General features: G+C 72.1%; 29 protein-coding genes. 19 read left to right on the top strand and 10 right to left on the bottom strand.

Translation table 11 applies throughout. The features are described from left to right. The first annotated feature begins 94 nt into the window (after window positions 1-94). The 8 genes from APR04_RS06455 (at window position 95) to APR04_RS06420 (ending at window position 6799) form a co-directional block, all read left to right on the top strand. Complete coding sequence (locus APR04_RS06455) at window positions 95-1369, top strand: ABC transporter substrate-binding protein (RefSeq protein ID WP_253868637.1); 1275 nt, start codon at window positions 95-97, stop codon at window positions 1367-1369. Between the two features lies 1 nt (window position 1370). After that, window positions 1371-2285, top strand: a complete 915-nt coding sequence (locus APR04_RS06450; RefSeq protein ID WP_253868635.1) for a carbohydrate ABC transporter permease — start codon at window positions 1371-1373, stop codon at window positions 2283-2285. After that, complete coding sequence (locus APR04_RS06445; protein WP_253868634.1) at window positions 2282-3121, top strand: carbohydrate ABC transporter permease; 840 nt, start codon at window positions 2282-2284, stop codon at window positions 3119-3121. The genes APR04_RS06450 and APR04_RS06445 overlap by 4 nt, the downstream gene beginning before the upstream one ends. Window positions 3122-3162: 41 nt before the next feature. Continuing rightward, window positions 3163-3867 (top strand): deoxyribose-phosphate aldolase, encoded by a 705-nt coding sequence (deoC, locus tag APR04_RS06440; RefSeq protein WP_253868632.1) that lies wholly within the window; start codon window positions 3163-3165, stop codon window positions 3865-3867. Next, entirely contained in the window at window positions 3857-4840 is a 984-nt protein-coding gene (locus tag APR04_RS06435) for a ribokinase (RefSeq protein ID WP_253868630.1), read from the top strand. The genes deoC and APR04_RS06435 overlap by 11 nt, the downstream gene beginning before the upstream one ends. Further along, a complete protein-coding gene (locus APR04_RS06430; RefSeq protein ID WP_253868628.1) occupies window positions 4837-5346 on the top strand; it encodes an RbsD/FucU domain-containing protein in 510 nt (169 codons plus the stop codon). The genes APR04_RS06435 and APR04_RS06430 overlap by 4 nt, the downstream gene beginning before the upstream one ends. A gap of 240 nt (window positions 5347-5586) precedes the next feature. Beyond that, the gene (locus APR04_RS06425) at window positions 5587-6087 is read left to right on the top strand and encodes a hypothetical protein (RefSeq protein ID WP_253868626.1); all 501 of its coding nucleotides are present in this window, start codon (window positions 5587-5589) and stop codon (window positions 6085-6087) included. 61 nt (window positions 6088-6148) lie between these two features. Then, window positions 6149-6799 (top strand): hypothetical protein, encoded by a 651-nt coding sequence (locus APR04_RS06420; RefSeq protein ID WP_253868624.1) that lies wholly within the window; start codon window positions 6149-6151, stop codon window positions 6797-6799. Between the two features lie 90 nt (window positions 6800-6889). Here the strand turns inward: APR04_RS06420 and map are convergent, their stop codons facing one another. Continuing rightward, window positions 6890-7666 (bottom strand): type I methionyl aminopeptidase, encoded by a 777-nt coding sequence (gene map / locus APR04_RS06415; protein WP_253868623.1) that lies wholly within the window; start codon window positions 7664-7666, stop codon window positions 6890-6892. A gap of 66 nt (window positions 7667-7732) precedes the next feature. Here map and APR04_RS06410 point away from each other — a divergent pair, with 66 nt between their 5' ends. After that, the gene (locus APR04_RS06410; protein ID WP_253868621.1) at window positions 7733-8035 is read left to right on the top strand and encodes a helix-turn-helix domain-containing protein; all 303 of its coding nucleotides are present in this window, start codon (window positions 7733-7735) and stop codon (window positions 8033-8035) included. A gap of 67 nt (window positions 8036-8102) precedes the next feature. Here the strand turns inward: APR04_RS06410 and APR04_RS06405 are convergent, their stop codons facing one another. After that, a complete protein-coding gene (locus APR04_RS06405) occupies window positions 8103-8813 on the bottom strand; it encodes a TetR/AcrR family transcriptional regulator (protein WP_253868620.1) in 711 nt (236 codons plus the stop codon). A 96-nt stretch (window positions 8814-8909) separates the two neighbouring features. On the opposite strand from APR04_RS06405, the gene APR04_RS06400 reads away from it, so the two are divergent. Beyond that, window positions 8910-10010, top strand: a complete 1101-nt coding sequence (locus tag APR04_RS06400; protein ID WP_253868618.1) for a PQQ-dependent sugar dehydrogenase — start codon at window positions 8910-8912, stop codon at window positions 10008-10010. 10 nt (window positions 10011-10020) lie between these two features. Here the strand turns inward: APR04_RS06400 and APR04_RS06395 are convergent, their stop codons facing one another. After that, entirely contained in the window at window positions 10021-10773 is a 753-nt protein-coding gene (locus tag APR04_RS06395; RefSeq protein WP_253868616.1) for an SDR family oxidoreductase, read from the bottom strand. A gap of 135 nt (window positions 10774-10908) precedes the next feature. On the opposite strand from APR04_RS06395, the gene nhaA reads away from it, so the two are divergent. Then, window positions 10909-12309 (top strand): Na+/H+ antiporter NhaA, encoded by a 1401-nt coding sequence (gene nhaA, locus APR04_RS06390; protein ID WP_253868614.1) that lies wholly within the window; start codon window positions 10909-10911, stop codon window positions 12307-12309. A gap of 105 nt (window positions 12310-12414) precedes the next feature. On the opposite strand, the gene APR04_RS30400 is transcribed toward nhaA, so the two are convergent. Next, the gene (locus APR04_RS30400; RefSeq protein WP_301312195.1) at window positions 12415-14391 is read right to left on the bottom strand and encodes an AfsR/SARP family transcriptional regulator; all 1977 of its coding nucleotides are present in this window, start codon (window positions 14389-14391) and stop codon (window positions 12415-12417) included. A 33-nt stretch (window positions 14392-14424) separates the two neighbouring features. Here APR04_RS30400 and APR04_RS06380 point away from each other — a divergent pair, with 33 nt between their 5' ends. Next, the gene (locus APR04_RS06380; protein WP_253868612.1) at window positions 14425-15300 is read left to right on the top strand and encodes an alpha/beta fold hydrolase; all 876 of its coding nucleotides are present in this window, start codon (window positions 14425-14427) and stop codon (window positions 15298-15300) included. Window positions 15301-15307: 7 nt separating this feature from the next. On the opposite strand, the gene APR04_RS06375 is transcribed toward APR04_RS06380, so the two are convergent. Both APR04_RS06375 and APR04_RS06370 read right to left on the bottom strand, forming a co-directional pair. Continuing rightward, window positions 15308-15901 (bottom strand): DsbA family protein, encoded by a 594-nt coding sequence (locus tag APR04_RS06375; protein WP_253868610.1) that lies wholly within the window; start codon window positions 15899-15901, stop codon window positions 15308-15310. A gap of 13 nt (window positions 15902-15914) precedes the next feature. Beyond that, window positions 15915-16484 (bottom strand): TetR/AcrR family transcriptional regulator, encoded by a 570-nt coding sequence (locus APR04_RS06370; RefSeq protein ID WP_253868608.1) that lies wholly within the window; start codon window positions 16482-16484, stop codon window positions 15915-15917. A 124-nt stretch (window positions 16485-16608) separates the two neighbouring features. On the opposite strand from APR04_RS06370, the gene APR04_RS06365 reads away from it, so the two are divergent. The 3 genes from APR04_RS06365 to APR04_RS30945 all read left to right on the top strand — a co-directional run bounded on the left by APR04_RS06365 (window position 16609) and on the right by APR04_RS30945 (window position 19209). Next, a complete protein-coding gene (locus APR04_RS06365; protein WP_253868607.1) occupies window positions 16609-17451 on the top strand; it encodes an alpha/beta fold hydrolase in 843 nt (280 codons plus the stop codon). 235 nt (window positions 17452-17686) lie between these two features. Further along, complete coding sequence (locus APR04_RS06360; protein ID WP_253868605.1) at window positions 17687-18262, top strand: cysteine hydrolase family protein; 576 nt, start codon at window positions 17687-17689, stop codon at window positions 18260-18262. Beyond that, window positions 18259-19209, top strand: a complete 951-nt coding sequence (locus APR04_RS30945) for a GlxA family transcriptional regulator (RefSeq protein ID WP_253868603.1) — start codon at window positions 18259-18261, stop codon at window positions 19207-19209. The genes APR04_RS06360 and APR04_RS30945 overlap by 4 nt, the downstream gene beginning before the upstream one ends. An 11-nt stretch (window positions 19210-19220) precedes the next feature. Here APR04_RS30945 and APR04_RS06350 read toward each other — a convergent pair whose 3' ends face one another. Next, window positions 19221-20021 carry an SDR family NAD(P)-dependent oxidoreductase gene (locus APR04_RS06350; RefSeq protein ID WP_253868601.1) on the bottom strand — a complete coding sequence of 267 codons (801 nt, stop codon included), beginning with the start codon at window positions 20019-20021 and terminating at the stop codon, window positions 19221-19223. Between the two features lie 87 nt (window positions 20022-20108). Here APR04_RS06350 and APR04_RS06345 point away from each other — a divergent pair, with 87 nt between their 5' ends. Both APR04_RS06345 and APR04_RS06340 read left to right on the top strand, forming a co-directional pair. Continuing rightward, window positions 20109-20960, top strand: coding sequence for a helix-turn-helix transcriptional regulator (locus APR04_RS06345; RefSeq protein WP_253868599.1), 852 nt, complete (start codon window positions 20109-20111; stop codon window positions 20958-20960). Window positions 20961-21124: 164 nt separating this feature from the next. Next, window positions 21125-21982, top strand: coding sequence for an AraC family transcriptional regulator (locus APR04_RS06340; protein WP_253868598.1), 858 nt, complete (start codon window positions 21125-21127; stop codon window positions 21980-21982). On the opposite strand, the gene APR04_RS06335 is transcribed toward APR04_RS06340, so the two are convergent. The 3 genes from APR04_RS06335 to APR04_RS06325 form a co-directional block, all read right to left on the bottom strand. Continuing rightward, window positions 21881-23068: an MFS transporter gene (locus tag APR04_RS06335; protein ID WP_253868596.1), complete on the bottom strand. Its 1188-nt coding sequence runs from the start codon at window positions 23066-23068 to the stop codon at window positions 21881-21883. The genes APR04_RS06340 and APR04_RS06335 overlap by 102 nt on opposite strands. 146 nt (window positions 23069-23214) lie before the next feature. Further along, window positions 23215-23850: a DedA family protein gene (locus APR04_RS06330; RefSeq protein ID WP_253868594.1), complete on the bottom strand. Its 636-nt coding sequence runs from the start codon at window positions 23848-23850 to the stop codon at window positions 23215-23217. A 76-nt stretch (window positions 23851-23926) separates the two neighbouring features. Beyond that, window positions 23927-24364 carry an Lrp/AsnC family transcriptional regulator gene (locus APR04_RS06325; protein ID WP_253868592.1) on the bottom strand — a complete coding sequence of 146 codons (438 nt, stop codon included), beginning with the start codon at window positions 24362-24364 and terminating at the stop codon, window positions 23927-23929. A gap of 102 nt (window positions 24365-24466) precedes the next feature. Between APR04_RS06325 and ddaH the strand changes: the two genes are divergently transcribed. Both ddaH and ocd read left to right on the top strand, forming a co-directional pair. Further along, complete coding sequence (ddaH, locus tag APR04_RS06320; RefSeq protein ID WP_253868590.1) at window positions 24467-25387, top strand: dimethylargininase; 921 nt, start codon at window positions 24467-24469, stop codon at window positions 25385-25387. Beyond that, window positions 25384-26412: an ornithine cyclodeaminase gene (gene ocd / locus APR04_RS06315; protein ID WP_253868588.1), complete on the top strand. Its 1029-nt coding sequence runs from the start codon at window positions 25384-25386 to the stop codon at window positions 26410-26412. Before ddaH ends, ocd begins: the two co-directional genes overlap by 4 nt. Window positions 26413-26415: the final 3 nt, after the last annotated feature.

The following is a 26415-nucleotide window of genomic DNA, read 5'->3' as shown; positions in this document are numbered from 1 at the left end:
GGGTCCCTTGCCCCGAACTTTGCACATGTAGTATGTATGACAAGTAGTCGTCGTTCTTCCGGACACGACTCTGACCCAACGCAGGGAGACAAAGATGTCAACTTCGTTCCGGCGCCGGGCGCGCGGAGCCGCGGCCCTCGGCTTCGTCCCCGTCCTCGCGCTCGCGGCCTGCAGCACGGGTGACGCGAGCGCCGACACCGATGACGGCTCGGTGCGCATGCTCGTGAACATCACGGACAACCTCACGCAGGCCAAGTGGGAGGAGCTGGTCAAGCCGTTCGAGGACGAGAGCGGGATCGACGTCAAGATCGAGGGCCCGAGCGGCCAGTCGGTCGCGGAGTCGTTCCCCGCGCTCCTCGCGGCGGGCACGGCCCCCGACGTGATCCAGTCGATCGTGCCAGGGCCCGACACGGCCCCGGAGCTCCTCGACCTGACGGAGTACGACTGGGCCTCCGACACGCCCATGGCCGACCTGTACTCGACGGACGGCGCGATCAACGTCGTCGGCGTCGGCATGCAGGCGCAGTCGCTCATGTTCTACAACGCGGACCTCTTCGAGGAGGCGGGCATCACCGAGCCGCCGGCCACCTGGGACGAGCTCGACGCCGCCCTGGCCGCGCTCGACGACGCCGGGGTGGCCACCCCCATCGCGTTCGCCTCGGACTGGGCGACCGGTGTGCAGGTCCAGCAGATCTGGCACCCGCAGCAGAACCTCACGACCCCGGGCTGGCAGCAGAGTGTCGCGGACGGGTCCTCGACGCTCGGCGACCAGTTCCAGCCCGTGCTCGAGCACGTCGCCGGCTGGGTCGAGGCGGGGTACACGACCGCCGACGACGTCGCGACCGACAGCGGGACGCAGGAAGCCAACTTCATCGCGGGCGAGGTCGGCATCTACCCGATGGGCTCGTGGTTCAGCACGACCCTCGCCGCGTCGCCGCCCGACTTCGAGGTGGGCGTCTTCGCGCCACCGGTGGACGACGCCGCCGATGCCCCCGGGCCGATGGGCGCGACCATCGCCTTCCCGTACATGGTCTGGGACGGCACCGCGAACCCGGACGGTGCGACCGCGCTCGTGGAGTACCTCGTGACCTCCGACGAGGCGATCGCGAAGCAGGCCGAGATGGACAGCTTCAGCCGCGAGGGCCTGGAGCCCAGCGGCAACGAGTACGCGGGGCAGGTGCAGGAGCTGACGGACAGCGCGCCGTCGTACGTGGTGCCCGGCAACCAGACCGTCGGTGACTACGCGCTGCCGGTGGCCGGGTTCAACCCGAAGTTCACCGAGCTCGCCCAGGGGCTGTGGCAGGGCCGGCCGCCGGCCGACGTCGCCGCCGACCTCACGGCCTGGTACGAGGCGGAGAAGCTCGGCTGACATGGCGCGCACCACTTCCTCCCGGCGCGGGTTCGCCGGCAGCCTCGTGAGCGGGCTGATGACGATCCCTGCGGCCGCCGTCTACACCGGGCTGACGGTGGTGCCGGTCGGGTTCGCCGTCTACTACTCCTTCACGCAGTACAACGGGATCCCCAGCCAGCCGCCGACCTGGGTCGGGTTCGAGAACTACGCGCGGATCATCCAGGACCCGATCGGCGACCTGCGCCCGGCGGTCGTGGTCACGGCCCTGATCGCCGTGGCGGGCGCGTTCCTGGTGAACGGCGCGGCGCTGGGGCTGGCGCTGCTCCTGCGGCGGACCACGCCGTTCAACACGTTCGCGCGCGTCGTGATGTTCTACCCGCACGTGCTCTCCGCGCTGATCGTCGGGTTCCTCTGGCAGGCGATCCTCGGACCGCAGGGGGCGGTGAACAACCTGCTCGAGAGCAGGGGAGCGTCGTCGCTGCCGTTCCTGGCGGACCCGGACTGGGCCCTCACCACGCTGATCGTGGTGATCGTGTGGGCGCAGTTCGGCGTCCAGCTCGTCCTCTACCTTGCGGGCCTGCAGGCGGTGTCGCCGGAGCTCCAGGAGGCGGCCCGGCTCGACGGCGCGGGCAGCGTGCAGGTGTTCCGGCACGTCACGTGGCCGGCGCTCGCGCCGACCGTGACGGTCACGATCGTGACGTCGGTGCTCTCGCTCCTCAAGGTCTACGACGTCGTGCTGGGCCTCACCAACGGCGGGCCGGGCGACGCTACGCAGACCTGGGCGTACGAGATCCTCGCGGTCTCGTTCGCGAACAACAAGGTGGGGCTCGCCTGCGCGCAGGCGGTCCTGCTGGTCCTGGTCGCCGGGATCCTGTCGTTCACCATCATCGCGCTGCGCAGGCGTGCCGAAGAAGGAGCGGAGGCCGTCGGATGACCAGGACATCTGTCCGTTCCGCGGTGCGGGTCGCAGTCGTGGCGGTGCTGTCGGTCGCCATGCTCGTGCCGATGTACATCATGGTGGTCAACGCGTTCAAGCCGCAGCAGGAGATCCTGCTGTCGCCGCTCGGCCTCGACCTGGCGACCGCGACCACCGAGCACCTCGCGGCCGCGTGGCAGAACACCAGCTTCCCGGTGGTCGAGGGCTACGCCGTCACCCTGTTCCTGGTGCTGGCCTGCAACGTCGTGGCGATCGGGACGTCGGTCCCCGCCGCGTACGCGATCGCCCGGACGCCGGGGCCGCTGTTCCGGTTCCTGCTGTTCTTCTTCGTCGCGGGGATGTTCGTCCCGGCGCAGATCATCCTCGTGCCCGCGATCTTCGTGCTCAGGGCGACCGGTCTCATGGGGACGCTGCCCGGTCTGGTGCTCTTCATGGCCTCGACGATGATCCCGTTCACGCTGTTCGTCTTCAGCGGCTACATCAGGATGCTGCCCCGGTCCCTGGACGAGGCGGCGTCGATCGACGGCGCGAGCCGCCAGCGCATCCTGTGGACCATCGTCTTCCCGCTCATGCGGCCGATCGTCGCCACCGCGTTCATTCTCAACGCCCTGAGCGCGTGGAACGACTTCGTCAGCCCCCAGCTCATCCTCGGGCCCGGCTCGGAGTTCAAGACGATCACGACCGGGGTGTACGCCGCCGTGTCCACGTACACGACCAACTACGAGATCGTCTTCCCCACCCTGCTGCTCGCCGTCGTGCCGATCCTGGTGATCTTCGTGGTCATGCAGCGGCACATCATGGGCGGCCTCTCGGCGGGCGCAGTGAAGGGCTGACCTGCCCGCACCCCACCAGCTCTCGTATCAAGGAGACCCAGATGACCGTCGACTTCACCGACCCCAAGCAGGTCGCCAAGGCGATCCAGTACACGAACGTCAACCCGGACCTGACGAGGGCAGGAGTCGTGCGGCACCTCAAGACCTGCGTCGAGTACGGGTTCGACGCCGCGATGATCGCGCCCTACTGGGTCTCGCTCGCCAAGGACGTGCTGGCCGGCACGGAGGTGCGGATCGCGTCGACCCTTAACTTCCCGATGGCCAACGACACCCTGCCGATGCGGCTGGCAGCGCTCCGCGCGCTCGTCGCGGAGGGCGTGGACGAGCTCGACTTCCCGCCGCATCCCGGGCTCCTCCTCGGCGGCGACGAGGAGCTGTACGCCAAGGACGTGCGCGAGATCGTCCAGGTGGCCCACGCCGAGGGGGTCCGGGTGAAGGCGATGCTGGAGTTCGGGTTCCTGGAGACCGACGAGCTCAAGGTGAAGGCCACCCGCATCGCGTACGAGGCGGGCGTCGACTGGGTCAAGCAGTCCTCCGGCTGGGGCAAGGGCGGCCTCGCCGCCACCGAGCACGACGTGCGTCTGCTCGCTCAGAACATCGAACCACCCTGCCGCGTGAAGGTGTCCGGCAAGGTCAACACGCTGGAGAAGATGGCGTCGCTCTTCGCGGCGGGCGCCGAGCTGGTCGGTACGAGCTCCGGCCCGGCCATCGTCGACGGCCTCGTGGGGGACCCCGATGCCTACTGAGCGCCCGGCCGTCGCCGTGGTCGGCAGCTACGCGAAGGCCCTCGTGATGACGGCGGACCGGATCCCGACACCCGGCGAGACCCTGATCGGCCGGGACTTCCGCGGCACGTTCGGCGGCAAGGGCTCCGACATGGCCGTCCAGGCGGCCCGGCTCGGGGCCGCGGTATCCTACCTCGGCGTCGTGGGCGACGACGGTCACGGCGCCGAGCTCCGCGACCTCCTGGAGCACGAGGGCGTCGACCTTGGCGGCCTGCGCGTTGCGCCCGGTACGCCGACGGGCGTCGGGTTCATCGTCAAGGACACGGCGGGCAGCAATGTCATCGTCGTCGACCCGGGGGCGAACGCCGGCTTCTCCACCGCCGACGTCGACGCGGCCGCCGAGCTGGTGCGTGCCGCCGACGTCGCGCTCGCCCAGCTGGAGATCCCGCTCGGGACCGCCCTGCACGCCCTCGCGCTGGCCCGAGCGGCAGGAGTCACCACCATCCTGAACCCCGCCCCGGCCGTCGACCTGCGGCACACCGACCTGACCTGCGTGGACGTGCTGACGCCGAACGAGCACGAGGCGAAGGTCGCCCTCGGCCTCTGGCCCGACGACGTGGTCCCCGCCGAGGACCTGGGCCGCAGGCTGCTCGCGCTCGGCCCGCGGGCCGTGATCATCACGCTCGGCGAGTCCGGCGCCCTGGTGATCACCGCGGAGCACGTCACGGAGGTGGCCCCGGTCCGCGTCGCCGTCGTCGACTCGAACGGCGCCGGCGACGGCTTCAACGCGGCCCTCGCCGTCGCCCTCGGCGAGGGCCGGGACCTGGCCGCCGCCGCGCGGTTCGCCGGCACCGTCGCGGCGCTGTGCTGCGAGCACTGGGAGACCGTCCCGTCCTACCAGGACCGGGCGACCGTCGAGGCCTTCCTGGCCGCGAACCTGACGACGACCGCCACGAGCCCCACGACCACGACCACCACGGAGGCACGACGATGAGAGCCGGACGGATCCTGCACCCCGAGCTGGCCCGCGGCCTGGCCACGCTCGGACACACCGACGTCGTGCTGGTCACGGACGCCGGTTTCCCGATCCCCGCCGGGGCGAACCGCGTGGACCTCGGGCTGACGCCAGGGCACATCGGTGTCCGGACAGTGCTCCGGACGCTCCTCGACGAGATCTTCGTGGAGGAGGTGCACCTCGCCCGCGAGCTCAAGACGCACCATCCGCGCCTCTACGGCGAGGCCCAGGAGATCTTTACCGGGTCGGGCGCCACCTTCCACGGCACCACGCACGAGGCGCTCATCGGTCAGTGGGCCCCGCGCGCCAAGGTCGTGGTGCGGTCCGGCTCGTTCGAGCCGTGGGCCAACTTCGCCCTCGTCGCCTCGACGGCGCCCTTCGAGTGGTTCGCCGACGACGACGTGACGATCCTGCCCGCGTACGTGCAACGGCATCGGCTGATCACCGAGGCGGTGCGCCCCGACGTCCCGGAGGAGCAAGGTTGAGGTTCATGCAGGCCCTGCGCGCCCGTCGGGACTGACCCGTGGCCTTGACGTGCGCCCGCTCGGACACAATGTCGCAACGGTCACGAGGGGCCCGACGACCCCTACGGACGGCACGGGACACGCCGATCGAGGCGTGCGTGCCGTTGGAGTCGAATCCGGTCCTGCCAGGATTCGGTCGGGACGAGGTCCGCGGGCCCTTCGGTGGACCGAGCACCCTCTGACATGCGGAAAGATGCCCGCATGAGGTTCGAGTATTTCGCAGCCCCGGACGACGAGAGCGCGGCCAAGACCATCGACGGTGGCGAGGTCGACGGCAGCGTGGGATCCCACGTCGTCGACCCCGCCTCGGTGCTGGGCCAGCTGGAACGGCTGCTCGGTGGACCGGTAGGGGACGACGGCCTGCGCAGCGCCCAGCTCGTGGCCGAGAGCGCCGACGGCGCCCGGCTCGTGATCCGGCTGTCCAACCACCTGGTGTCGCTGTTCGGGATGGTGCGCCCGACGACGCTGGACGACGTGGTCAGGCAATGGTCGCTGTCCCGCCGGTTCCGCCGCGCGGACCCGGAAGACCTGAACGCCTTCGCGGTCGGGCTGAACGAGCTGTGCAAGGGAACCGGCAAGCGCGTCTACTGCCGGGCGACGGCGGACGAGGCCGAGCTCGCCGCGGCGCTGGCCCCGGCCGGAGTCGGTGCGGGTGCGGGCGGCGACCCGGAGGAACCGAGGCCCCTGCCGCGGCGGCGATGACGGGCACCCGGCTGATCTATTCGCTTCCGCGGGTTCGGGAGCGCGCATAGGCTCCACGAGCGTGAGCCCGTTCGAGACCTTCCGCCACCTGTCGCACCGCGAAGCGGCAGGGCGCCTGCTCGCCGACGGCTGGAACGTGTGCGGAGTCGGGGACTGGGCGACGGTCTGGCGCTCGCCCGAGGGAACGCAGGTCGCCAGGGTGAGTCCGTTCGAGCCTGCCTACGAGATCTTCGTGAACCTGTGCCGCGGCCTCGAGGGGCATCCGCTGCTGCCACGGATCGACGTCGACACCCCCTTGGCGGGCGGGGGTCGCCTCACTGCGATGGAGTTCCTGCTGCCGGTCGACGCTGCCGAGGCGAACGGCGTCGTCGAGCGGTGGGCTGCCGCCCTGCCGGACGACCCGATCAGCGAGGTCCGCCGGAGGGCCGAACAGCTCGACGCCGAAGCGGCGACGTCGATCCCGTTCTGGGGCGGACTCGACCACAACCCGGGCAACGTCATGAAGAACGCCGCCGGCGAGATCAAGCTCGTCGACCTGTTCTACGCCGCCGGCCTGGAGATCTACCGGGTCCTGCTGGAGGACCCGGCGAAGATCGCCGAGGCCTTCGCAGCAGACCGGCGCCAGTACCTCTGCGACATCGCGGCGGTGGCCCGGAGGTCGGCGCCGGACGAGCTGGCGGCACTACGAGCCGCGGCGGAGAGCATCGCGTGAGCGCCGCCCCGAGACCTCGGCCATCGGCGCCGGTGCCTCGGCCACACCGAGTCCGCCCTGAGACGACTTCTCGCCGAACGGCGTCCGTGCTCACGCCTGCTTCGGCAGGGTGAGGATCTCGGCCCCGTCGTCCGTGATGGCGATCGTGTGCTCGCTGTGCGCCGTCCGGCTGCCTGTCGCGCTGCGGAGCGTCCACCCGTCGGCGTCGGTCACGAGCTCGTCGGTGTCCGCCATGACCCACGGCTCCAGCGCGAGCAGGAGTCCTGGGCGCAGCCGGTAGCCACGGCCGGGCCGCCCGGTGTTCGCGATGTGCGGGTCCTGGTGCATCGTCGATCCGATGCCGTGCCCGCCGAACTCCGTGTTGATCGGGTACCCCGCCGCGCTGAGGACGGAGCCGATGGCGTGGGAGAGGTCGCCGATGCGTGCCCCCGGTCCGGCGGCGGCGATCCCCGCTGCGAGCGCGCGTTCGGTCGTGTCGATCATGGCCACGCTCTCCGCGGGCCTGCTGGTGCCCACGAGGAAGCTGATGGCCGAGTCCGCGGCGATCCCGCCCTGGGAGACGGCGAGGTCGAGGGTCAGCAGGTCGCCGTCGGCGAGCGCGTAGTCGTGCGGCATCCCGTGCAGCACCGCGTCGTTGACGGCCGTGCAGATGTAGTGGCCGAACGGCCCGCGGCCGAAGGACGGTGCGTAGTCGACGTAGCACGACTGCGCGCCGGCCTCGACGATCATGGCCTTGGCCCACCGGTCGATGTCCAGGAGGTTCGTGCCGACGGCGCTGCGCCCCTTCAGGGTCTGCAGGATGTGCGCGACCAGAGCGCCCGTGTCCTTCGCTCGGGCCAGCTCGGTGCGGTTCAGGATCTCGATCATGCGGTTGCCTCTCCCATGCGACCAATAACTATCCCGGCCATATTATCCCGGGATTAGTATTGGTCCATGGTCCGGTTGCCACTTACTCCCGCCGAGCTCGAGCGTGGACAGCGCCTCGGCGCCCTGCTGCGCCGCGCGCGGGGCGAACGCTCGATGCTCGAGATCGCGCTCGACGCGCGCGTGTCACCGGAGACCCTCCGGAAGATCGAGTCCGGCCGCGTGGCGACACCGGCCTTCCCCACCATCGCGGCGATCGCCGAGGTCCTCGGGCTCTCGCTCGACGCGGTGTGGGCCGAGATCAGCCGGCCCGACGGCGGTGCCGAACCCGCGCGCTCGGCTCGCGAGGCGCGTGCGCGGTTGGTCTCGTAGGCCTCTGGCCCGTGGCTGCCCCTGCGCCTGCCGACGCAGGAGGGTGAGCGCGGCTCCGGGCCGAGGGTCAGGACGGCCGGCGGTCGCCCCGTGAGTTCCCGAGCCGGTCGAGCAGCTCGCCGAGCAGCGCCTGCTCCCCCGCGGTCAGGAGTCCGCCGGTCTGCCCGAGGGCGGCCTTGAGCGCCGTGGCGTGCTGCGGGTACCTGGGAGCGCTGGGCGGTGCGTCACCCGTGACCACGCCGAGGACGGCCTCCCGCAGCCGGCCGGGCAGCTCCGGGTCGCGTTCACCGGGCGGCGTCCCGATGAGGTGGAACGTGAGACCGCTGCCCGCGGAGTGGATCATCGCGGCGGCGGTCTCGACGGTGACCGCCAGGCGGCCCGCCGCGGCGACGCGCTCGACGAGCAGGTGCAGCCGGTCGGCCGAGCGCTGGGCGGCTGCCGACGTCTCGCCCGGAGTGCGCCTGCCGTACATGAGCAGGTAGTGGGCCGGGTGGGTGAGGCCGAACTCGACATGGAGGTCCCAGCCGTTGCGCAGGTCCTGCACGGGGTCGTCCGTGAGGCCGACGGCGTGCTTCTGGGCGAGGTGGCTGTCGAAGCCGTGCGCAGCCACCGCATCCAGGAGGCCGTTCATGTCGGTGAACTGCCGGTAGATGGTCGGCGGCTGGACCCCGGCCGCGTGGCTCACCGCGCGCGTGGTGACGCCGTCTCGCCCGTGCTCCTCCAGCAGGCCTGCCGCCGCGTCGAGGATCCGTTGCCGGGTGCTGGTGGGCTCGCTCATGTATCGACGATAACGCAAATCTGATATCGATAGTTGCGTACACTCGATAACGAGACTAGCGTTACCGTCGATAACACTTGGACGGAAGGAACGCCTGTGTTCAACGCAACGCGTAGCGCCCTGGTGGCAGCGGCCGCCACGGCGTCCTTGGCAGTTCTGGTGACCGCTGGGTGCGGTGGACCGACGTCCGCCCCGGGGGGCGAGGCCGGTGGCGAGCTGACCGAGCTCACGACAGGGCTGGAGGCACCATGGGGGCTGGCCTTCCTCCCGGACGGGTCGGCCCTGCTCACCGAGCGGCTGACGGCCAGGGTGCTGCGGGTGCCTGCCGACGGCGGACCTCCGCAGGAGGTCGGCGTGGTCCCCGACGTGGAGACCAGCTCGGAGGGCGGCCTGCTCGGCCTGGTCGCGTCGCCCGACTTCGCGACAGACCGCACGGTGTTCGCCTACGCCTCCGGCTCGCCGACCAACAGGGTGGTCGCCCTGGAGATCGGGCCTGACTTCGACTCGCTGGACGTCTCGCGGGTGCTGCTCGATGGCATCGAGACCGCCGACCGGCACCACGGCGGCCGCCTGCGGATAGGCCCGGACGGCCACCTCTGGATCGGCACCGGCGACGCGTTCCTGCCCGAGAACGCCGCGGACGACAGGTCGCTGAACGGCAAGATCCTGCGGATCGCGCTCGACGGCTCGATCCCGGAGGACAACCCGTCCGGGACCGCCGTCTACTCCTCGGGCCACCGCAACGTCCAGGGCATCACCTTCGGTCCGGACGGGACGGCGTACGCCTCGGAGCTCGGGCACCGCACCTGGGACGAGGTCAACGTGCTGCGTCCCGGCGCGGACTACGGCTGGCCGGAGACGGAGGGCGTTGCAGGGGACACCGGCGAGCCGCCCCTGTTCACCATCCATCCCGACGACGCGTCGCCGTCCGGCATCGCCTACGCCGACGGATCTCTCTGGATGGGCGCCCTGGGCGGGCAGCGCCTGTGGCAGCTGCCCGTGGACGGACCCGAAGCGACCGGGGACCCGATCGAGCACTACACCGGCGAGTACGGCCGGATCCGCACCGTCGAGGTCGCGCCAGACGGCGCGCTCTGGCTGGTCACGTCCAACACCGACGGCGCGACGTGGGGCGGCACGGAGGCCAGGCCGGGTGACGACAGGATCCTCCGGCTCGAGCTCGGCCCCACCGAATGACCGGCCTCGCTCAGCGCTGGGCCGTCGGGCGCACGATGATCTCGTTCACGTCGACGTCGGCGGGCTGGCCGAGCGCGAACGAGATCGCCCGGGCGATCGCGTCCGCCGGTATGACGTTGCGCCGATAGGTCTCCATGGCGTCCAGCGCCAAGGGGTCCGAGATGTGCTGGGCGAGCTCGCTCTCGACCACGCCGGGCGTGATCGTGGTGGTCCGGATGCTCGGGTCCGACTCGAGCCGGAGACCCTCGGTGATCGCCCACGCGGCGAACTTGGTCGCCGAGTAGACGGCCGACGTCGGGACCACCTCGTGCGCGCCGACCGAGGCGACCGTCACGACGTGCCCGGCGCCCTGCCGCTGGAAGTGCGGCAGCACCGCGGCGACGCCGTGGAGCAGCCCCTTGACGTTGACCTCGATCATGCGGTCCCACTCGTCGACGAGCAGCGCGTCGAGCCGGGACAGCGGCATGACGCCGGCGTTGTTCACGATGACGTCGATCCGGCCGTGCTCATCGACGACGCGGTCCACGACGGCGCGCACGTCGTCGCGGTCGGTCACGTCGAGCCGGTGGACGCTCGCCCGCCCGCCGTCGGCCACGATGCGGGCGGCCACCGCCTCGAGACGGTCCGTCCGGCGGGCGCCGAGCGCCACCCGGTGGCCCTCCGACGCGAGCCGGAGGGCGGTGGCCTCACCGATGCCGCTGCTGGCGCCGGTGACGAGGACGACGCGGGAGGTTCTGGTCTGTGCTGTCGTTTCCGTGGTCATGGCTCCAGACTGCGACGCCGTGCGCCAGGCAGGAAGGGCGCCCTCTTCCTGGGTGCGGCACACCCTGGATGCGCGCGGCAGGCGCCCCCGGCTCACGCCGGAGGCGCTCGGGCCGGTGTCTGTCAAACTTGACCCGTGACAGATCGGATCCCCACCGGAGTACCGACCCGGCCGGGGCCCAGGCCTCGGGTTGCCATCCCCTACCCGCGCCTGTCGCCCGGACTGCGCACCTACTTCGCGACCGAGGGCGGGGGAGCGACTCTCCTGCTCGCGGCGTCCGCCATCGCCCTGGTCTGGGCGAACGTGGCGAGCGGTTCCTACGACGCCGTGTGGGAGACGCCGGTCAACCTCACGGTCGGCACCTGGGAGCTGCACCTGTCGCTGCACCACTGGGTGAACGACTTCCTCATGGCGGTGTTCTTCTTCGTGGTCGGGGTCGAGGTCAACCGCGAGCTCACCGTCGGCGAGCTGCGCACCTTCCGTGCCGCGTCCGTGCCGCTCTTCGGGGCGATCGGCGGGCTGGCCGTCCCGATCGGGCTGTACCTGCTGATCAACCCGTCCGGTCCCGACATGTCCGGCTGGGGTCTGCCGATGTCCACGGACACGGCGTTCGTCATCGGCGTGCTCGCGCTGGCCGGGCCGCGCTGCCCCGACCAGCTCCGGGTCTTCCTGCTGACGCTGGCGATCTTCGACGACATCGGGGCCATCGCCCTGCTCGGCATCTTCTACTCCGACGCGATCTCCCTTGGCGCGCTGGCGCTCGCGGCCCTGCTCGCGGTCGTGCTGTTCGCGATGCGCTGGATCGGCGTCTGGCAGATTCCCCCGTACCTGCTGGTGGGCCTGATCCTGTGGGTGACGGTCCTCGAGTCCGGGTTGCACCCGACCCTCGCGGGCGTCGTCGTGGGCCTCGCTGTCCCTACCGTCCGTCGTGGGCGCGACGACGAGGCGCGGCGGCACCTCGGGTTCTACGGGCGAGCGCTCATGGAAGAGCTCGGCCCCGCCCGCTCGCGCCTCGCCGTCAGCGCCGCGCGGTCGGCGGTCCCGACGAGCGACCGCATCCTCGACGCGCTGCACCCGGTGAGCTCGTACTTCGTCGTGCCGGTGTTCGGGCTGGCCAACGCCGGCGTGGCGCTGTCCGGTGAGTCGATCAGTGCCGCCATGACCAGCCCGGTCACGCTCGGCGTCCTGGTCGGTCTCGTGCTCGGCAAGGGGATCGGCGTCTTCGCCGGGGCGATGATCGCGCTCGTGACCGGTCTGGGCACCCTGCCGGGCCAGGTGCGCTACGGGCATCTCGCCGGCGGCGCGTTCCTGTGCGGCATCGGCTTCACCATCGCGCTGTTCGTCAGCGAGCTCGCCTTCGACGACGACGCCCTGATCAACGAGGCCAAGGTGGGCATCATCGTGGGATCGGTCCTGTCCGGCGTCATCGGCATAGTGATCCTCCGGTACTTCGGTGACCGCCTTCCGCTGTGCTCGCCCACCGAGGCCAGCGGTCCGCCCCCGCTCCCGGACGGAGCCTGGCGCCAGCCGGTGTGACGGTCGCGCGCCCCGCCGGCTGTATGAGATCGGTCGGTTGGGATGAGATCGGTCAATCAACCGACCGATCTCATCCCAACCGACCGAAGTCACTCAGGGCCGCCGTCAGCTCGTGAGGAACTCCGTCAGGGCACGCAGGTGATCTCCGACCGGCCCGGCGGTCAGGACGCCGCTGCCCGCTGCCACCTCGTCCGCTGCCGGGACGAGCGCCGCGCGGGCGCGCTCGGCGACCCGGCGGTCGCCGACGGCGATCGCCGCCCGCCCCGCCAGGACCCACAGCACCTCGGCGAGCAGGCCGGGCGGCGGGTCGGGGATGCGGCGGACGGCGGCCGCGGCGTCGGCGTCCGCCCCGTGGGACAGGAGCAGGTGCGGGCGGGCCCACGGCTCGTAGGGGCCCCAGCCGCCGCCGGCCGCACCGCCGTCGGCCGCACCTCCGTCGGCCCGCGGAGCCGGTTCGGCCGGCAGCCCGTGCCAGACGCGCAGAGCGAGCACCGCCAGCGGGAGCAGGCCGTCGGCGAGCCCCGGCATGCCGGATCCGTCGAGCAGGGCAGCGGCCCGGCGGTAGGCGCGTTCGGCGTCGTCCACCGGGGCGCCGGACGCCGCCGTCCGCAGCGCGGCGAACCACCGGGTGAACACCTCCACGAGCGGCCGCTCGTGCCGCAGCCCGAGCGCGGCGGCGGCGTCCGCGTGCTGTTGCGCAGCGTCCCACCGGCCGAGGGCCGACAGCGCCTGCATCCGCACCAGGTGCCCCAGGACCTCGAAGGTGGACAGCCCGTGCCGGGCGGCCAGGTCCCCCAGCTCCGTACCGATCGCGTCCCGTTCCCGGGCCAGTCCCGTCCGGTCGAAGGCCGTCAGGTACCGGCCGGCCAGGGCGAACGCCAGGACCGCCGGGTCGCCGGACCGCCGCGCGAGCGCCTCGGCCCGGCGCGCGGCCTCCGGACCGCGCGGGCCGGGAAGGCCGCGTGACTCGCCGCCGACCGTCGCGAGCAGCCTGGAACGGACGGCGTCGGGTGCGTCGGCGGGAAGAGCGTCCAGCGTGCGCTCCGCTGCGGCGACCGCCTCGGCGGCCAGCTCAGCGTCGTCGGACCGGGTCCAGGCCCCCGGGACGTCGAACGCGCCGATCACCCGGGCGGTGAGCTCCGGGTCGCCGAGCTGCTCCGCGGCGCGTACTGCCCCCATCCGCTGGGAGCGGGCAGCGGCCAGCCCGGCACCACCGGTCAGCGCCAGGGCGCGCAGGAGGGTCGCGGTGGACTCCAGCCGGGAGCGGGCACCGGCCGCGACGACGCGTTCGTACGCGGTGGTGGTGTCGCGCCACACGTCGTCGGGCGCTGGCGCCGAGCCCACCTCGTGCCGCAGCACCTGGGCCTCCAGCTCCACGAGTCGCGGTCCCGGATCGACGCCGAGCTCGCCGCCGAGCATCGTGCGTGCCCGCCGGAGCACGGCGAGCGCCTCCGCCTGCCGGCCCGACCGGTACAGCGCGAGCGCGAGCAGGCGCCACGACTCCTCCCGCCACGGGTGCTCGGCCACGTGCGCGTCCAGGCCCGGCACGACGTCGGCCGCGGCACCGAGCGAGATCCGCATCTCGGCGCGGCGTTCCGTCGCTACCAGTCGCAGCTCGGCGAGCCGGGCCCGCTCGGCGACCGCCCACGGCTGGTCCAGCGCGGCGTAAGGAGTCCCGCGCCAGGCGTCGAGCGCCCGGTCGAGGGCGGCGTGCGCCGCACCGGGGGCCAGATCCCGGGCACCGGACACCGTGGCCTCGAACGACCAGGCGTCCACCTCGACGCCGCGCAGCGCGTATCCGGGGCCGTCGGTCACGAGCAGCCGGGCCGGAGTGCGCGCCGTCCGCCCGGGCTCGATGCCGCGACGCAGCGCCGCGACGAACGTGCGCAGCGTGACCAGCGCACCCTGCGGCGGGTCCTCCCACAGGTCCTCGACCAGGCGGCCGGCGGTCACGACCCGTCCGCGGGCGGCGACCAGCCGCGCGAGCACCGCCCGCTGGCGCGGGCCGCCAAGGGTCGCCTCGGCGCCGTCGACCCACGCGGTGACGGGGCCGAGCACCCCGACGCGCACGTCCGCACTCATCACTTGCTCATTGACGTGCTGGAGATTCGGGGCATGACACCGACAATTCCTCAGTTCGACTATCAGCGCGTCGCCGTGGGCGACGTCGTCCTCAACGTAGCCGTCGGCGGCGCCGGCAGCCCGGTCGTGCTGCTGCACGGGTTTCCGCAGACGCACCTGATGTGGCGGCACGTCGCGGCGGACCTCGCCGACGACCACACCGTGATCGTTCCCGACCTGCGCGGCTACGGCGCGAGCGGCAAGCCCGCCGAGCAGGACCGGACCACCTACGCCAAGCGGACCATGGCCGAGGACGTGGTGGAGCTGGCGCGCGCGCTGGGCCACGAGACGTTCGCGCTCGCCGGGCACGACCGCGGCGCGCTCGTCGCGATCCGTGCGGGCCTGGACCACCCGGACCGTGTCACCCACCTGGCCGTGCTCGACGTGCTGCCCACCCTCGACATGTGGGACGTGCTGCACGGTGCCGACGCCGCCGTCGCGTTCCACCTGTACCTGATGGCGCAGCCGCCCGGCCTGCCCGAGCGGATGATCGAGGCCTCCGCCGACGAGTTCTTCGGGTTCTTCCTCGACGCCTGGGGCGCCGGCCAGGACGCGATCCCGGCCGAGGTCCGGGCGGAGTACCTGCGCGCCTCGCGGGAGGCGGTGCCCTCGATCGTGGCGGACTACCGCGCGTCGGCGGGGATCGACGTCGAGCACGACCGGGTGGACCGGGCGGCCGGGCGGCGGCTGGCCATGCCGGTCACCGTGCTCCAGCAGGACTGGGGCACGGCCCTCGGCTACGACGCGGCGGGACTGTGGTCGGCGTGGGCCGCAGACCTCGAGCACCGCACCCTGGACGCGGGACACTTCATGGCCGAGCAGTCACCGCACGAGGTGGTGGCCCACCTGCGCGCGCTGCTGGCGCGGTAGGCAGCGGCTACCGGCCGAAGCGGGCGCGCTTGCGTGACAGCCCGATCGTGTCCCGCAGGTCGGTGAGCGTGACGCCGTCGGTGTACGGCCGGCCGTTGATGAACAGCGTGGGCGTACCGTGCACGCCGGCGTCGATGCCGTCCTGGTAGTCCGTGCGGACGGCGTCGGCGAACCGCTGGGCCGGGTCGCCGACCAGTGCGGTGGTGTCGAGGCCGAGCTGCTCCCCGTAGCGGACTATCGCCGCGTCGTCGAGGCTGTCCTGGTTCTTGAAGAGCAGACCGGCCATCGGCCAGAACGCTCCCTGGTGTCCCGCCGCCTCGGCCGCGAGGGCCGCGGTCAGGGCGTACGGGTGCGGCTCGAACAGGGGGAAGTGACGCCACACCAGGCGCACCTGGCCTTCCGACCTGTTGACGAGCTCTGCCAGCACGGGCTTGGCGGCGCCGCAGTACGGGCACTCGAAGTCGCCGAACTCCACGATCGTGAATGGCGCCTCGGGGTTGCCGTAGGCCCAGCGAAACGCGAAGTCGCCCTCGTGCGGGCCGCTCTGCAGGCTGAGCGGGGCTGCTTCCTGCGTGCCGCCGTCGGGCTCGTCGGTCGTCATGGCACCCATCGTCTCAGCCGCGCCCGGTCATGGCGACGTCGATCAGCGTCTCCGCGGCGGCACGCGCCTGGTGCGCGGCCTCCGGGGTGCCCGCGATGGCGGCCGTGGTCTGCGCCCCCTCGGCGAGGATCGCGAGCTGGGGCGCCAGGGCGGCGGGCGCGCCGACGTCGGCCACGAGGCGGGCCACGTACTCCTGGAAGGTGCGCTTCTGCTCACGGACGGCGTCCGCGACGGCCGACGACGTCGCGCCCAGCTCCCCGTGGGTGTTGATGAACGCGCACCCGCGGAAGTCCGGTTCCCGGAACCAGGCGTCGAGGAAGTCGAAGATCGCGAGGATGCGCTCGCGGGCCGACGTCGCCCGCTCGGACGTGGTGGCGAGCCCGGCGTCCCAGATCGTGGTGCGGTGGTGCAGCACTGCGACGATGAGCTCGTCCTTGGAGGCGAAGAGCGAGTAGATGCGCTTGAGCGATACGCCGGCCGCCGTCCGGACCGCGTCCATGCCGACAGCCTGGACGCCGCGCGTGTAGAAGAGCTCGTCCGCGGCCCGGACCACGGCGTCCCGTGCGGTCGTCTCGTCGATCATCCGATCTCACCCCGTCTTCTGCTCCGCACGACTTGCGCGGAGAACGTTCGTTCTCTACTGTAACGGATATCGGGCAGAGAACGTTCGTTCTCCGCCGCGGCGCAGGTTCACGAAGGGACAGATCATGGGTTACATCAAGGTCGGCACCGAGAACAGCACCACCACGGAGCTCTACTACGAGGACCACGGAACGGGTCAGCCGGTAGTGCTCATCCACGGCTACCCGCTGGACGGCAACAGCTGGGAGCGCCAGTCCCGCGAGCTGATCGCCGCCGGGTACCGCGTCATCACCTACGACCGCCGCGGGTTCGGGCAGTCGAGCAAGGTGGGCGCCGGCTACGACTACGACACGTTCGCCGCCGACCTGAACACGGTGCTGAACACCCTCGACCTGCGCGACGTCATCCTGGTCGGCTTCTCGATGGGCACCGGCGAGCTCGCCCGCTACGTGAAGAACCACGGCCACGAGCGGGTCGCCAAGCTGGCCTTCCTCGCCTCGCTCGAGCCGTTCCTCGTCGCGGCCGACGACAACCCGACCGGTGTGCCGCAGTCCGTCTTCGACGGGATCGAGGCGGCGGCCCGTGCCGACCGCTTCGCCTGGTTCACGAACTTCTACCAGGACTTCTACAACCTGGACGAGAACCTCGGCAGCCGGATCAGCCAGGAGGTCGTCACGGCCAGCTGGAACACGGCGACGGGCAGCGCGCCGGTCGCGGCGTACGCCGTCGTCTCGGCCTGGACCGAGGACTTCCGGGCCGACGTCGAGGCGGTCCGCGCCGCGGGCAAGCCGTCCCTGATCCTGCACGGGACCAAGGACAACATCCTGCCGATCGACTCCACCGGCCGCCCGTTCCACAAGGCCTTCCCTGAGGCGCAGTACGTCGAGATCGAGGGCGCGCCGCACGGCCTGCTCTGGACGCACGCGGCCGAGGTCAACGAGACCCTCCTGGCGTTCGTCAAGGCCTGACACGGGGGCTGACGCGGGCTGACGCGGGCTGACGCCCGCCAGCGAGTGATCGGCAAAGGGTCAGGTGGTCGGCAGCCCGAGCTGTCGACCACCTGACCTTCTGCCGATCACCGGCTGACGGCGGCGGGCAGCCCGTCCCGCTCGAGCCGGCGCGGGCGCTGCGGTGACCGGATCCGTCCGCCCCGGGACCCGATCCGGCCTCCCGCCCGCGCGCCGTCGGACACAGACTGGGGGCATGAACCGAGCCCTGATCGTCGTCGATGTCCAGGAGTCCTTCCGCGCCCGCCCGCAGTGGGCCGACACGCTCAACCCAGGTCTGGCGGAGCCCGTCAACCGGCTGGTCGACCTCGCCCGCGCGGCCGGTGACCTGATCGTGTGGGTGCTGCACACAGAGCCCGGCACGGGCAACGCGTTCGACCCGGAGTCCGGCCACGTCCGGTTCCTCGAGGAGCTGAGCGATCCCCGCCCCGGCGAGCCCGTCCTCCGCAAGACCTCGCACAACGCGTTCACCACGACCAACCTGCAGCAGATCCTCACCACCCACGGCGTGAGCGAGCTGCGGGTCTGCGGCATCCGGGCCGAGCAGTGCGTGGAGACCACCACGCGGGTCGGCTCCGACCTCGGCTACGACATGACGTTCGTCAGCGACGCGACCAGCACCGACCCACTGGGCCGGTTCAGCGCCGCGGACATCCTGGAGCGCACCGAGGCCGTGCTCCGTGACCGGTTCGCGCGGATCGCCACCGTCGCGGAGCTCGAGGCGGAAGCGGCGTCCGCTCCCGGCGCCGAGGTGGCAGCATCGGCGGTGTGACCACCGTCGTCTTCGTGCTCCTGCCCGGGGTCCACCTGCTCGACCTCGCGGGTCCCGCGCAGGCCTTCTTCACGGCGGGGGACCTCGGCCGCCCCTACGACCTGCGCTACGTCTCGGGCGCGCCGGCCGGCGACCATCCCGGGTCCGACGCCGGTGTGGTCGCCTCGGCGCAGGGCCTCCCGCTCGTCGCGAGTACCGACTGGCCGGAGCTGGGGCCGGACGACCTGGTCGTCGTCCCCGGTTGGCGCGTGGGCAGCGACCCGGCCGCCTGGCCGCTCGTGAGCGAGCCGGTGCGGGAGCGGCTCCGTTGGCACCACGCGGGGGGCGGGACGGTCGCGAGCGTGTGCGCGGGCGCTGACGCGCTCGGCCAGGCCGGGCTGCTCGACGGCCGGCGCTGCACCACGCACCACGCGGTCCAGGACGACCTCGCTGCCCGGCACCCCCTGGCGCACGTCGTGCGGGACGTCCTGTTCACCACGGACGACGGCGTGGTGACCTCAGCGGGCATCGCCAGCGGCATCGACCTGTCGCTGCACCTGCTCGCCGTGCGGCACGGCCCGGCGCTCGCGGCGCGGGTGGCCAGGGAGATGGTCGTGTACGCCCGCAGGAACGGGACGGAACCGCAGGCCAGCGCCATGTTGCGGCACCGGGCGCACGTCGACGACACGGTCCACCGCGTGCAGAACCACATCGACACGCACTTCGCACGCGCGCTGCCGCTCGCCGACCTGGCCAGGCATGCCGGCGTCGCCGAACGCACCCTCACCAGGCTGTTCACCCGCGCGGCCGGGGTGACGCCCTTGCGCTACCAGCAGCTGCTCCGGCTGGAGCGGGCGGAGCACCTCATCGGCCACGGCGCCACTGTCGAGTCGGCGGCCCGCACGGTCGGCTTCCAGGACGCGCGCATGCTGCGCCGCCTCCGGAACACCCCCCACCTCGTCCGTTGAGTGGGTGGGGGTCAGGCGCCTGCGCCGCCGTCCACCTGGAGGACCGCGCCCGTGACGTACGAGGCACGATCGCTCAGGAGCCAGGCCGCGGCCTCGGCGATCTCCTCGGGCTGCGCTCCGCGGCGCAGCGGTATCGCGGGCGTCATGTGCTCCATCAGCCCCGGAGTGTGCTCCTCCCAGGTCCGGATCATCTCCGTGTAGGTGCCGCCGGGGGATACCGCGTTGACCCGGATCCCCTCCGGGCCGTAGGTCACGGCGGCCGACTCCGTGAGGCTGTTCAGGCCCCGCTTCATCGCGCCGTAGGCGGGCAGCACGGGGTTGGCCCGCAGGCTGCCGATGCTGGTGGTGTTCACGATGGCGCCCGTGCCCGCGGTGGCGCGGATGGCGTTGATCTCGGCGACCATGGCCAGCCAGGGCCCGCGCAGGTTGACGGCGTAGACGCGGTCGAAGTCGGCCTCGGACACCTCGTCCAGCGGCTGTGGCGGGGTGAACGCAGCGCCGTTGTTGAACGCGACGTCCAGGCGCCCGTACAGCTTCACCGCGCGGTCGACGGCGGCGCGCACGCTGTCGGCGTCGGACAGGTCGGCCACCACGTACTCCGCGGTGCCGCCCGCCGCCCGGACCTCCTCGGTCACTGTCTTGAGCTGCGACTCCGTGCGGGCCGAGAGCAGCACGGTGGCGCCCTCGCGGGCGAACAGGCGGGCCGCGGCCGCGCCGATGCCGCGGCCGGCACCGGTGATGAAGGCGACCTTGCCGGCCAGCAGGCCGGCTCCGGTCGTCGTGGTGGTTGCTTCGGTGGCTGGTGTGCTCATACCGACGAGCCTGCGCCGGGTCCCAGGACCTATCCAGGCATCGCGGGTACCTGGCTACGGTCGCGGCCCCCGTTCATACTCGGGAACATGGACAGAGCCGAGCTCGCGACGTTCCTGCGCGGCCGGCGCGAGCGGATCAGCCCCGCCGACGTCGGACTGCCCGCAGGGCAGCGACGTCGTACACCGGGCCTGCGCCGCGAGGAGGTGGCGCAGCTCGCGTACATCTCGACCGAGTACTACACGCGGCTGGAGCAGGCCCGCGGCCCGCACCCGTCGCGCGAGGTCCTGGGCGGGCTCGCCCGGGCGCTGCGCCTGTCCGACGCCGAACGGAGCTACCTGCACCAGCTCGCCGGCGTCCCTCCGGGCCCGCCGCCCGGACCGTCGCGCGAGGTGCGCCCGAGCATCCAGCTCATGCTGGACCGGCTGCCGCAGGCCGCGGCGTTCGTGACCTCCGCGACCCTCGAGGTGATCGCCTGGAACGGCCTCGCGGCGGCGCTCATGGAGGACTGGTCGGCGCTGCCCCGGCGCGAGCGCAACCTCGCGCGGCGGGCGTTCCTCGGGCCGGAGGCCCCGGGCGACCGGCTGTACGGGGTGTCCGACGCCGACGAGTTCGCCCGCTCCGCCACCGCCAGGCTGCGTGTCACGGCGGCCCGGTTCCCGGGCGACCCCGAGGTGACCGTGCTGATCGACGAGCTCGTCGCGGGCAGCCCGGAGTTCGCCGAGCTCTGGGCTGCCGGTGACGTGCAGACGACCCGCACGCTGCGCAAGTCCTTCCAGCACCCGCTGGTCGGGCTGGTCACCGTGAACTGCGACGCGCTCGACCTCACCGACCAGGACCAGCAGGTGGTGGTCTACACGGCCGAACCAGGATCGTCGTCCGAGGATGCGCTGCGCCTCCTGTCGGTCATCGGCACGCAGAACATGACCGTCCCCACCTGACCCCCAGCTTGGTTGTGGGCGTGATCGTTGCGCCTCGGCCTGCTCCGCCGTCATGCCGAACGTCCGCTCAGCGCGCGGGGCTGTTGACCGGTTCCCCCCGGCTGGACGGGCTCGCCGGGAATAGGTGGCACGTCGTCATCGCTCCGGTTCGTATGGAATGGGAGATGACGGCGCTGCGGCGCGAGCGGCTGCCCGCTGAGGCGAGCCTGGTTCGGCCCGGCGCGCTCTGGGGCCTGGTCCTGTCCGGTGCCGTGACCCTCGAGACGGCGGGTGACCGCCGGACGATCCTGCCCGGGGACGCGGTGCTCGTCGACCCGCGGACGGCGCACCGGCTCACCGCCGACGTCGAGACCGACCTCGTGCACGGGGACCTGCGCCGGTCCGTCACGTCCACGCCGCTGCCGAGCCCGCTGGTCCAGCGCCGGTTCGGCAAGGAGCATCGCGGCATCGTCGCGCTCGTGACGACCTGCCCGCTCTCGGTGCAGTGCAGGGTGGACCGGTTCGCGTCAGCCTACGCGGGCCTCATCGGGGCGGCGATCTCGTCTCTGTCGCCTCCGCCCGAGAGGGCCGGCGACCAGGGCGCCGTGCGTGGCCCGGCCGACGACCCGCAGGTCGCCGAGGTGGTGGCAGCTCTCGCGGCGCGGCCGGGTGAGCCGTGGAACCTCGACCGGATGGCCGCCCTCGTGCACCTTTCCCGTTCCGCGCTGACCGATCGCTTCCGACGCGCGACCGGGCACAGCCCGATGCGGATGCTGCGGGAGGTGCGTATGCACCGGGCCCGCCTGCTCCTCACCAAGCAGTGCCTGGCCGTCACGCGGGTCGCGTTCGAGGTGGGGTACGGCTCGGTCGCCGCGTTCAGCAGGGCGTTCGCCGCGGACCACGGCGTCTCGCCGCTCGCGTGGCGGGCGATCCCGAGGGCGTCAGTCGCGAGGTATCCGCAGGAACGCCCAGCCGAGCCCCGCCGCCACCGCCGCTCCAGCCCCGACCAGCAGCAGCGGCCGGACGCCGTACCCGTCCAGTAGCAACCCGCCCAGCGCAGAGCCCACGGTGATCGCCACCTGGAAGGCTGTGACGCTGAGTGACATCGCCGACTCCGTCCGCTGGGGCTCGACCCGTGCGCCCCAGAGCTGGACGATGACGGGGATCATGTTGAACGAGAAGCCCCACAGGACCACCGCGATGGTCAGCACCGGCACGGACGAGGCATTCGCAGTGAGCACGAGGGCGACGCCGAGCGCGATCGGTGCGGCCGCGGCCAGCGGACGCAGCCGGCGCGCGAGCAGCCCGGCCACGATCGTGCCCGTGACGGCGCCGACACCCCACGCCAGCAGCATCCAGGTGGTGGCGCCGGGATCGATGCGGTCGATCGCGAGGCGGATGTACGGGTAGGCCGCGAAGTTGCCGAACGCGACCAGCACCACGCAACCGATGCCTGCCATCAGCCGCGTGTTGCGCAGGGCCTCCCTCAGCATCCGCAGCCCCGCCGTCGGGTGGGCCGGTACGGACGGGATGGCAGCGGCGAACGCGACCGCGCTGATCACGCAGAGGACGGCGGCGCCACCGAACGCAGCCCGCCAGCCGACGGCGTCGCCCACGATCGATCCGACCGGGACGCCGAGCACCGTCGCGATGCTGACGCCGAACGAGATGGCCGACGACACCAGGCGGTCCTTGCCGGGGACGGCGTGGGTGCCGACGCCGAAGGCGAACGACCAGTACCCGGCGATCGCGATGCCGAGCAGGAGGCGGCCGATCAGCAGCACCGCGAAGCTCGGTGCGACGGCGACCACGAGGTTCGACACCGCGGCGGCGGCAAGCAGGCCGAGCATGACCGTGCGCCGGTCGGCCCGGGGGAGGAGCACCGCGATGCTCGGCGCGGTGAAGGCTCCGGCGATCGCCGTCGCGGCCACGGCAAGGCCCGCGATGCCTTCGCTCACGCCGATGTCGGCCGCGAGGCCCGGCAGGACGCTCGCGGGCAGGAACTCGCTCGCGACCAGGATCGCGATACCGAAGGAGAGCGCGACGACCGCGGTCCAGGTGCGGCGTGGGGTGCTCGGGGCAGTGCTCGACGGAGGCGGTGCGGGCACAGTAATGCTCTGGGTGGGCATGCCCTCAGCCTGGGCGTCGCACGCGCGCTCTAGTTGATCCTGCGGCGCGCGCTGTTGATCGCCCGGCCAGCCACCTCACCGTGTGTGGTCGGTAGAAGGTCAGGCGTTCGGCAGCTCGGGATGCCGACCACCTGACGTCCTGCCGATCACGCTCGGGGAGTCGTCGCTCGCTCCTGCCGCCACGCGCGGATGCCCGCGACCACCGACGCGGCGATGACCACGCCCGCCACGACGTACGCGACGGGGCGCACCGACGGGTCCGACGCCGCGAAGTATCCGAGCACCGTGATCAGCACGGCCCAGCTCAGCGCCCCGAAGACGTTCGCGGTGAGGAACTTCGCGTACGGCATGCGGGCCACGCCCGCGATGACCGGGACGAACACGCGGGCCCACGGCATGTAGCGGCCGATGACGACGGACCACCACCCGAAAAGGTCGTAGAACTTCTCTGTCCGGGCCACGGCCGCCTGCACCCAGCGGCCCTTCCGCGACTCGAGGTACGGCCGCCCGTACCTGCGGCCCAGCAGGAACGCGACCTGGTCGCCCGCCACGGCGGCGACGCCGACGCCGACCGCGAGCACGAGGATGTCGATACGGTCGGTGCTCCCTGCCACGATCCCCGCGCCGAACAGCAGGCCGTCGCCGGTCAGGAACGGGATGAAGACGCCGACGAAGAACGCCGTCCCGACGAACACGAGGCCCCAGACCACCAGGTAGAACGTGAGGGGACCGAGCACGTCGAGCCAGCCGGCGACGTCGTCGGACACCGTGGTTCTGATCATCGAGGGCACCCTCCGGTCGGGACAGGAAAGTCCTGTTAGGACACCCTAAGGCGTACCGCGCCCGCGCCGGTCGTGGTCAGGCGCCCGGCCGGTCGACCACCCTGGACATCACCAGCGCCGTGCGCGTCTTGACCACGTGCGTGACGGTCCGGATGCGTTCGACGACGTGCTCGACCTGTTCCATGTTCGCCGCCATGACGTGCACCATCGCGTCGGCGTCGCCCGTCACGGTGGAGACGCGTACCACCTCCGGGATGGGGGCGAAGTCGCGCTCGAGCACCGCCGGCGACACGATGCCGGAGCAGAAGATCTCGACGTAACCCTCCAGGGTCCAGCCCATCGCCTGCGGGTCCACGCGTACGGTGAAGCCGGCGATCTCCCCGCGGGCGATCATGAGGTCGACCCGCCGCTTCACGGCGGGGGCGGAGAGCCCGACGACGCTGCCGACCTCCTGGTAGGTGGCGCGCCCGTCGCGCAGCAGCTCTCCGACGATCGCGCGGTTCACGGCATCCATGAACGAATCGTTCAGTACATCCCGCGATTGCGCAAGAAACCGTGGCTGGATGCGCAACGGATGCGTGCCTGTTGTGAATCGGTCCGGCCGTAGCCTCACGATATGACGCAGACCACCGCCATGCCGCACACCACCGCGCAGCGGACCGCCACACCGAGGCACTACCTCATGTGCCCGCCCACGTACTTCGACGTCGTCTATGCCATCAACCCCTGGATGGACCCGTCCTCGCCGGTCGACACCGCCAAGGCCCTCGCGCAGTGGGAGGTGCTCCGCGCCACCTACGAGGCACGCGGACACCGGGTCGACGTCATCGAGCCAGAGCCCGGCCTGCCCGACATGGTGTACGCGGCCAACGGCGGGATCGTCGTCGGCGGACGGGCGCTCGCCGCCCGGTTCACCTACCCTGAGCGTGCCGCCGAGGGCCCCGCGTACGACCGCTGGTTCGACACCGACGCCGCCGCGCCGTATCGCCGGCTCGGCGAAGCCGTCGAGACCATGGAGGGTGAGGGCGACCTGCTCCTCATCGGCAAGGTGCTGCTCGCGGGCACCGGCTTCCGTACCACGCCCGCCGGCCACGCGGAGGTCGCCGAGCGACTGGAGCTCGCCGAGCAGGGCATCGAGCTGGTCCCGCTCGAGCTCGTCGACCCGCGCTACTACCACCTCGACACCGCCCTCTCGGTGCTCGACGACGGCGCCGTGTCCGGCGAGACCGTCGTCGCCTACCACCCCGAGGCGTTCAGCCCGGCCGCCCAGGAGACCCTGCGCGGCCTGTTCCCCGACGCGATCCTGGTCGGCGCCGACGACGCCGCCGTCCTCGGCCTGAACGTCGTCTCCGACGGGCTGCACGTGTTCCTCAGCGAGCGCGCCCGCGACTACGCCGACGCGCTCAAGGAGCGCGGGTTCGTCCCCGTCGGTATCGACCTGTCCGAGATCTTCAAGGGCGGCGGCTCGGTCAAGTGCTGCACGCTCGAGCTGCGCCCCGGCGCCGCTGCCGCAACCACCGAGGAGACCCAGCGATGACCACAGTTCCGTACCTCGACGTCGCCGCCACCGCCCGCTGGGTGGCCCGGCGCGGCCCCGAGGCCGCCATCGCCGCGCTCACCGACGCCCTGGAGCGCGACTTCGCCCGCTGGCCCGAGCTCGACAAGCGGCCGCGCATCGCCTCGCACTCGGCCGACGGCGTCATCGAGCTCATGCCCACCTCCGACGAAGAGACCTACGGGTTCAAGCTCGTCAACGGGCACCCGCTCAACCCGTCCCTGGGGTTCCAGACGGTGACGGCGATCGGCATGCTCGCCTCCGTGCGCAACGGCTACCCGACGTTCCTCGCCGAGATGACGCTGCTCACCGCCCTGCGCACCGCCGCGACGTCGGCGCTGGCAGCCCGGTATCTCGCGCCGGCCGGGTCCCGCACGCTGGCCCTGATCGGGTGCGGCTCGCAGGCCGAGTTCCAGGCGCTCGGCATGCGCGCCGAGCTGGGCATCGAGACGCTGCGGGTCTTCGACGTCGACCGCGACGCGATGGAGAAGCTGGCGCGGCACGCGAAGGCGCTCGGTTTCGACGTCGTCCTGGCCGACGACGCCGCTGACGCGGCCCGCGGCGCCGACGTGATCACCACCTGCACCGCCGACAAGCAGAACGCGACGGTGCTGCACGACGCCGACGTGTCCGGCGGGGTGCTCATCAACGCGATCGGCGGCGACTGCCCGGGCAAGACCGAGCTGGACCCGGCGATCGTCGCCCGCGCGAGCGTGTTCGTGGAGCTCCCGGAGCAGACCCGCATCGAGGGCGAGATCCAGCGCCAGGCGGCCGACTTCCCCGTCACCGAGCTGTGGGCGGTCATCACCGGCGCCGAGCACGGGCGACGGGACCAGGACGAGCTGGTCGTGTGGGACTCCGTCGGGTTCGCCGTGGAGGACTGGACGGCCCTCAAGTTCGTGCTGGAGGACGTGACGACGAACGCGCCGGAGCTGCTCCAGCACCTCGACCTGATCGCAGAGCCGACGGACCCGAAGGACCTGTACTCCCTGGTCGCCGAGGCCTGACCG

This window comes from Promicromonospora umidemergens (assembly GCF_024171995.1).
Classification (GTDB): Bacteria; Actinomycetota; Actinomycetes; order Actinomycetales; family Cellulomonadaceae; genus Promicromonospora; species Promicromonospora umidemergens.
Note: the sequence above shows the minus strand (reverse complement) of the source record. Positions and strands in the feature narration are given on the sequence as shown.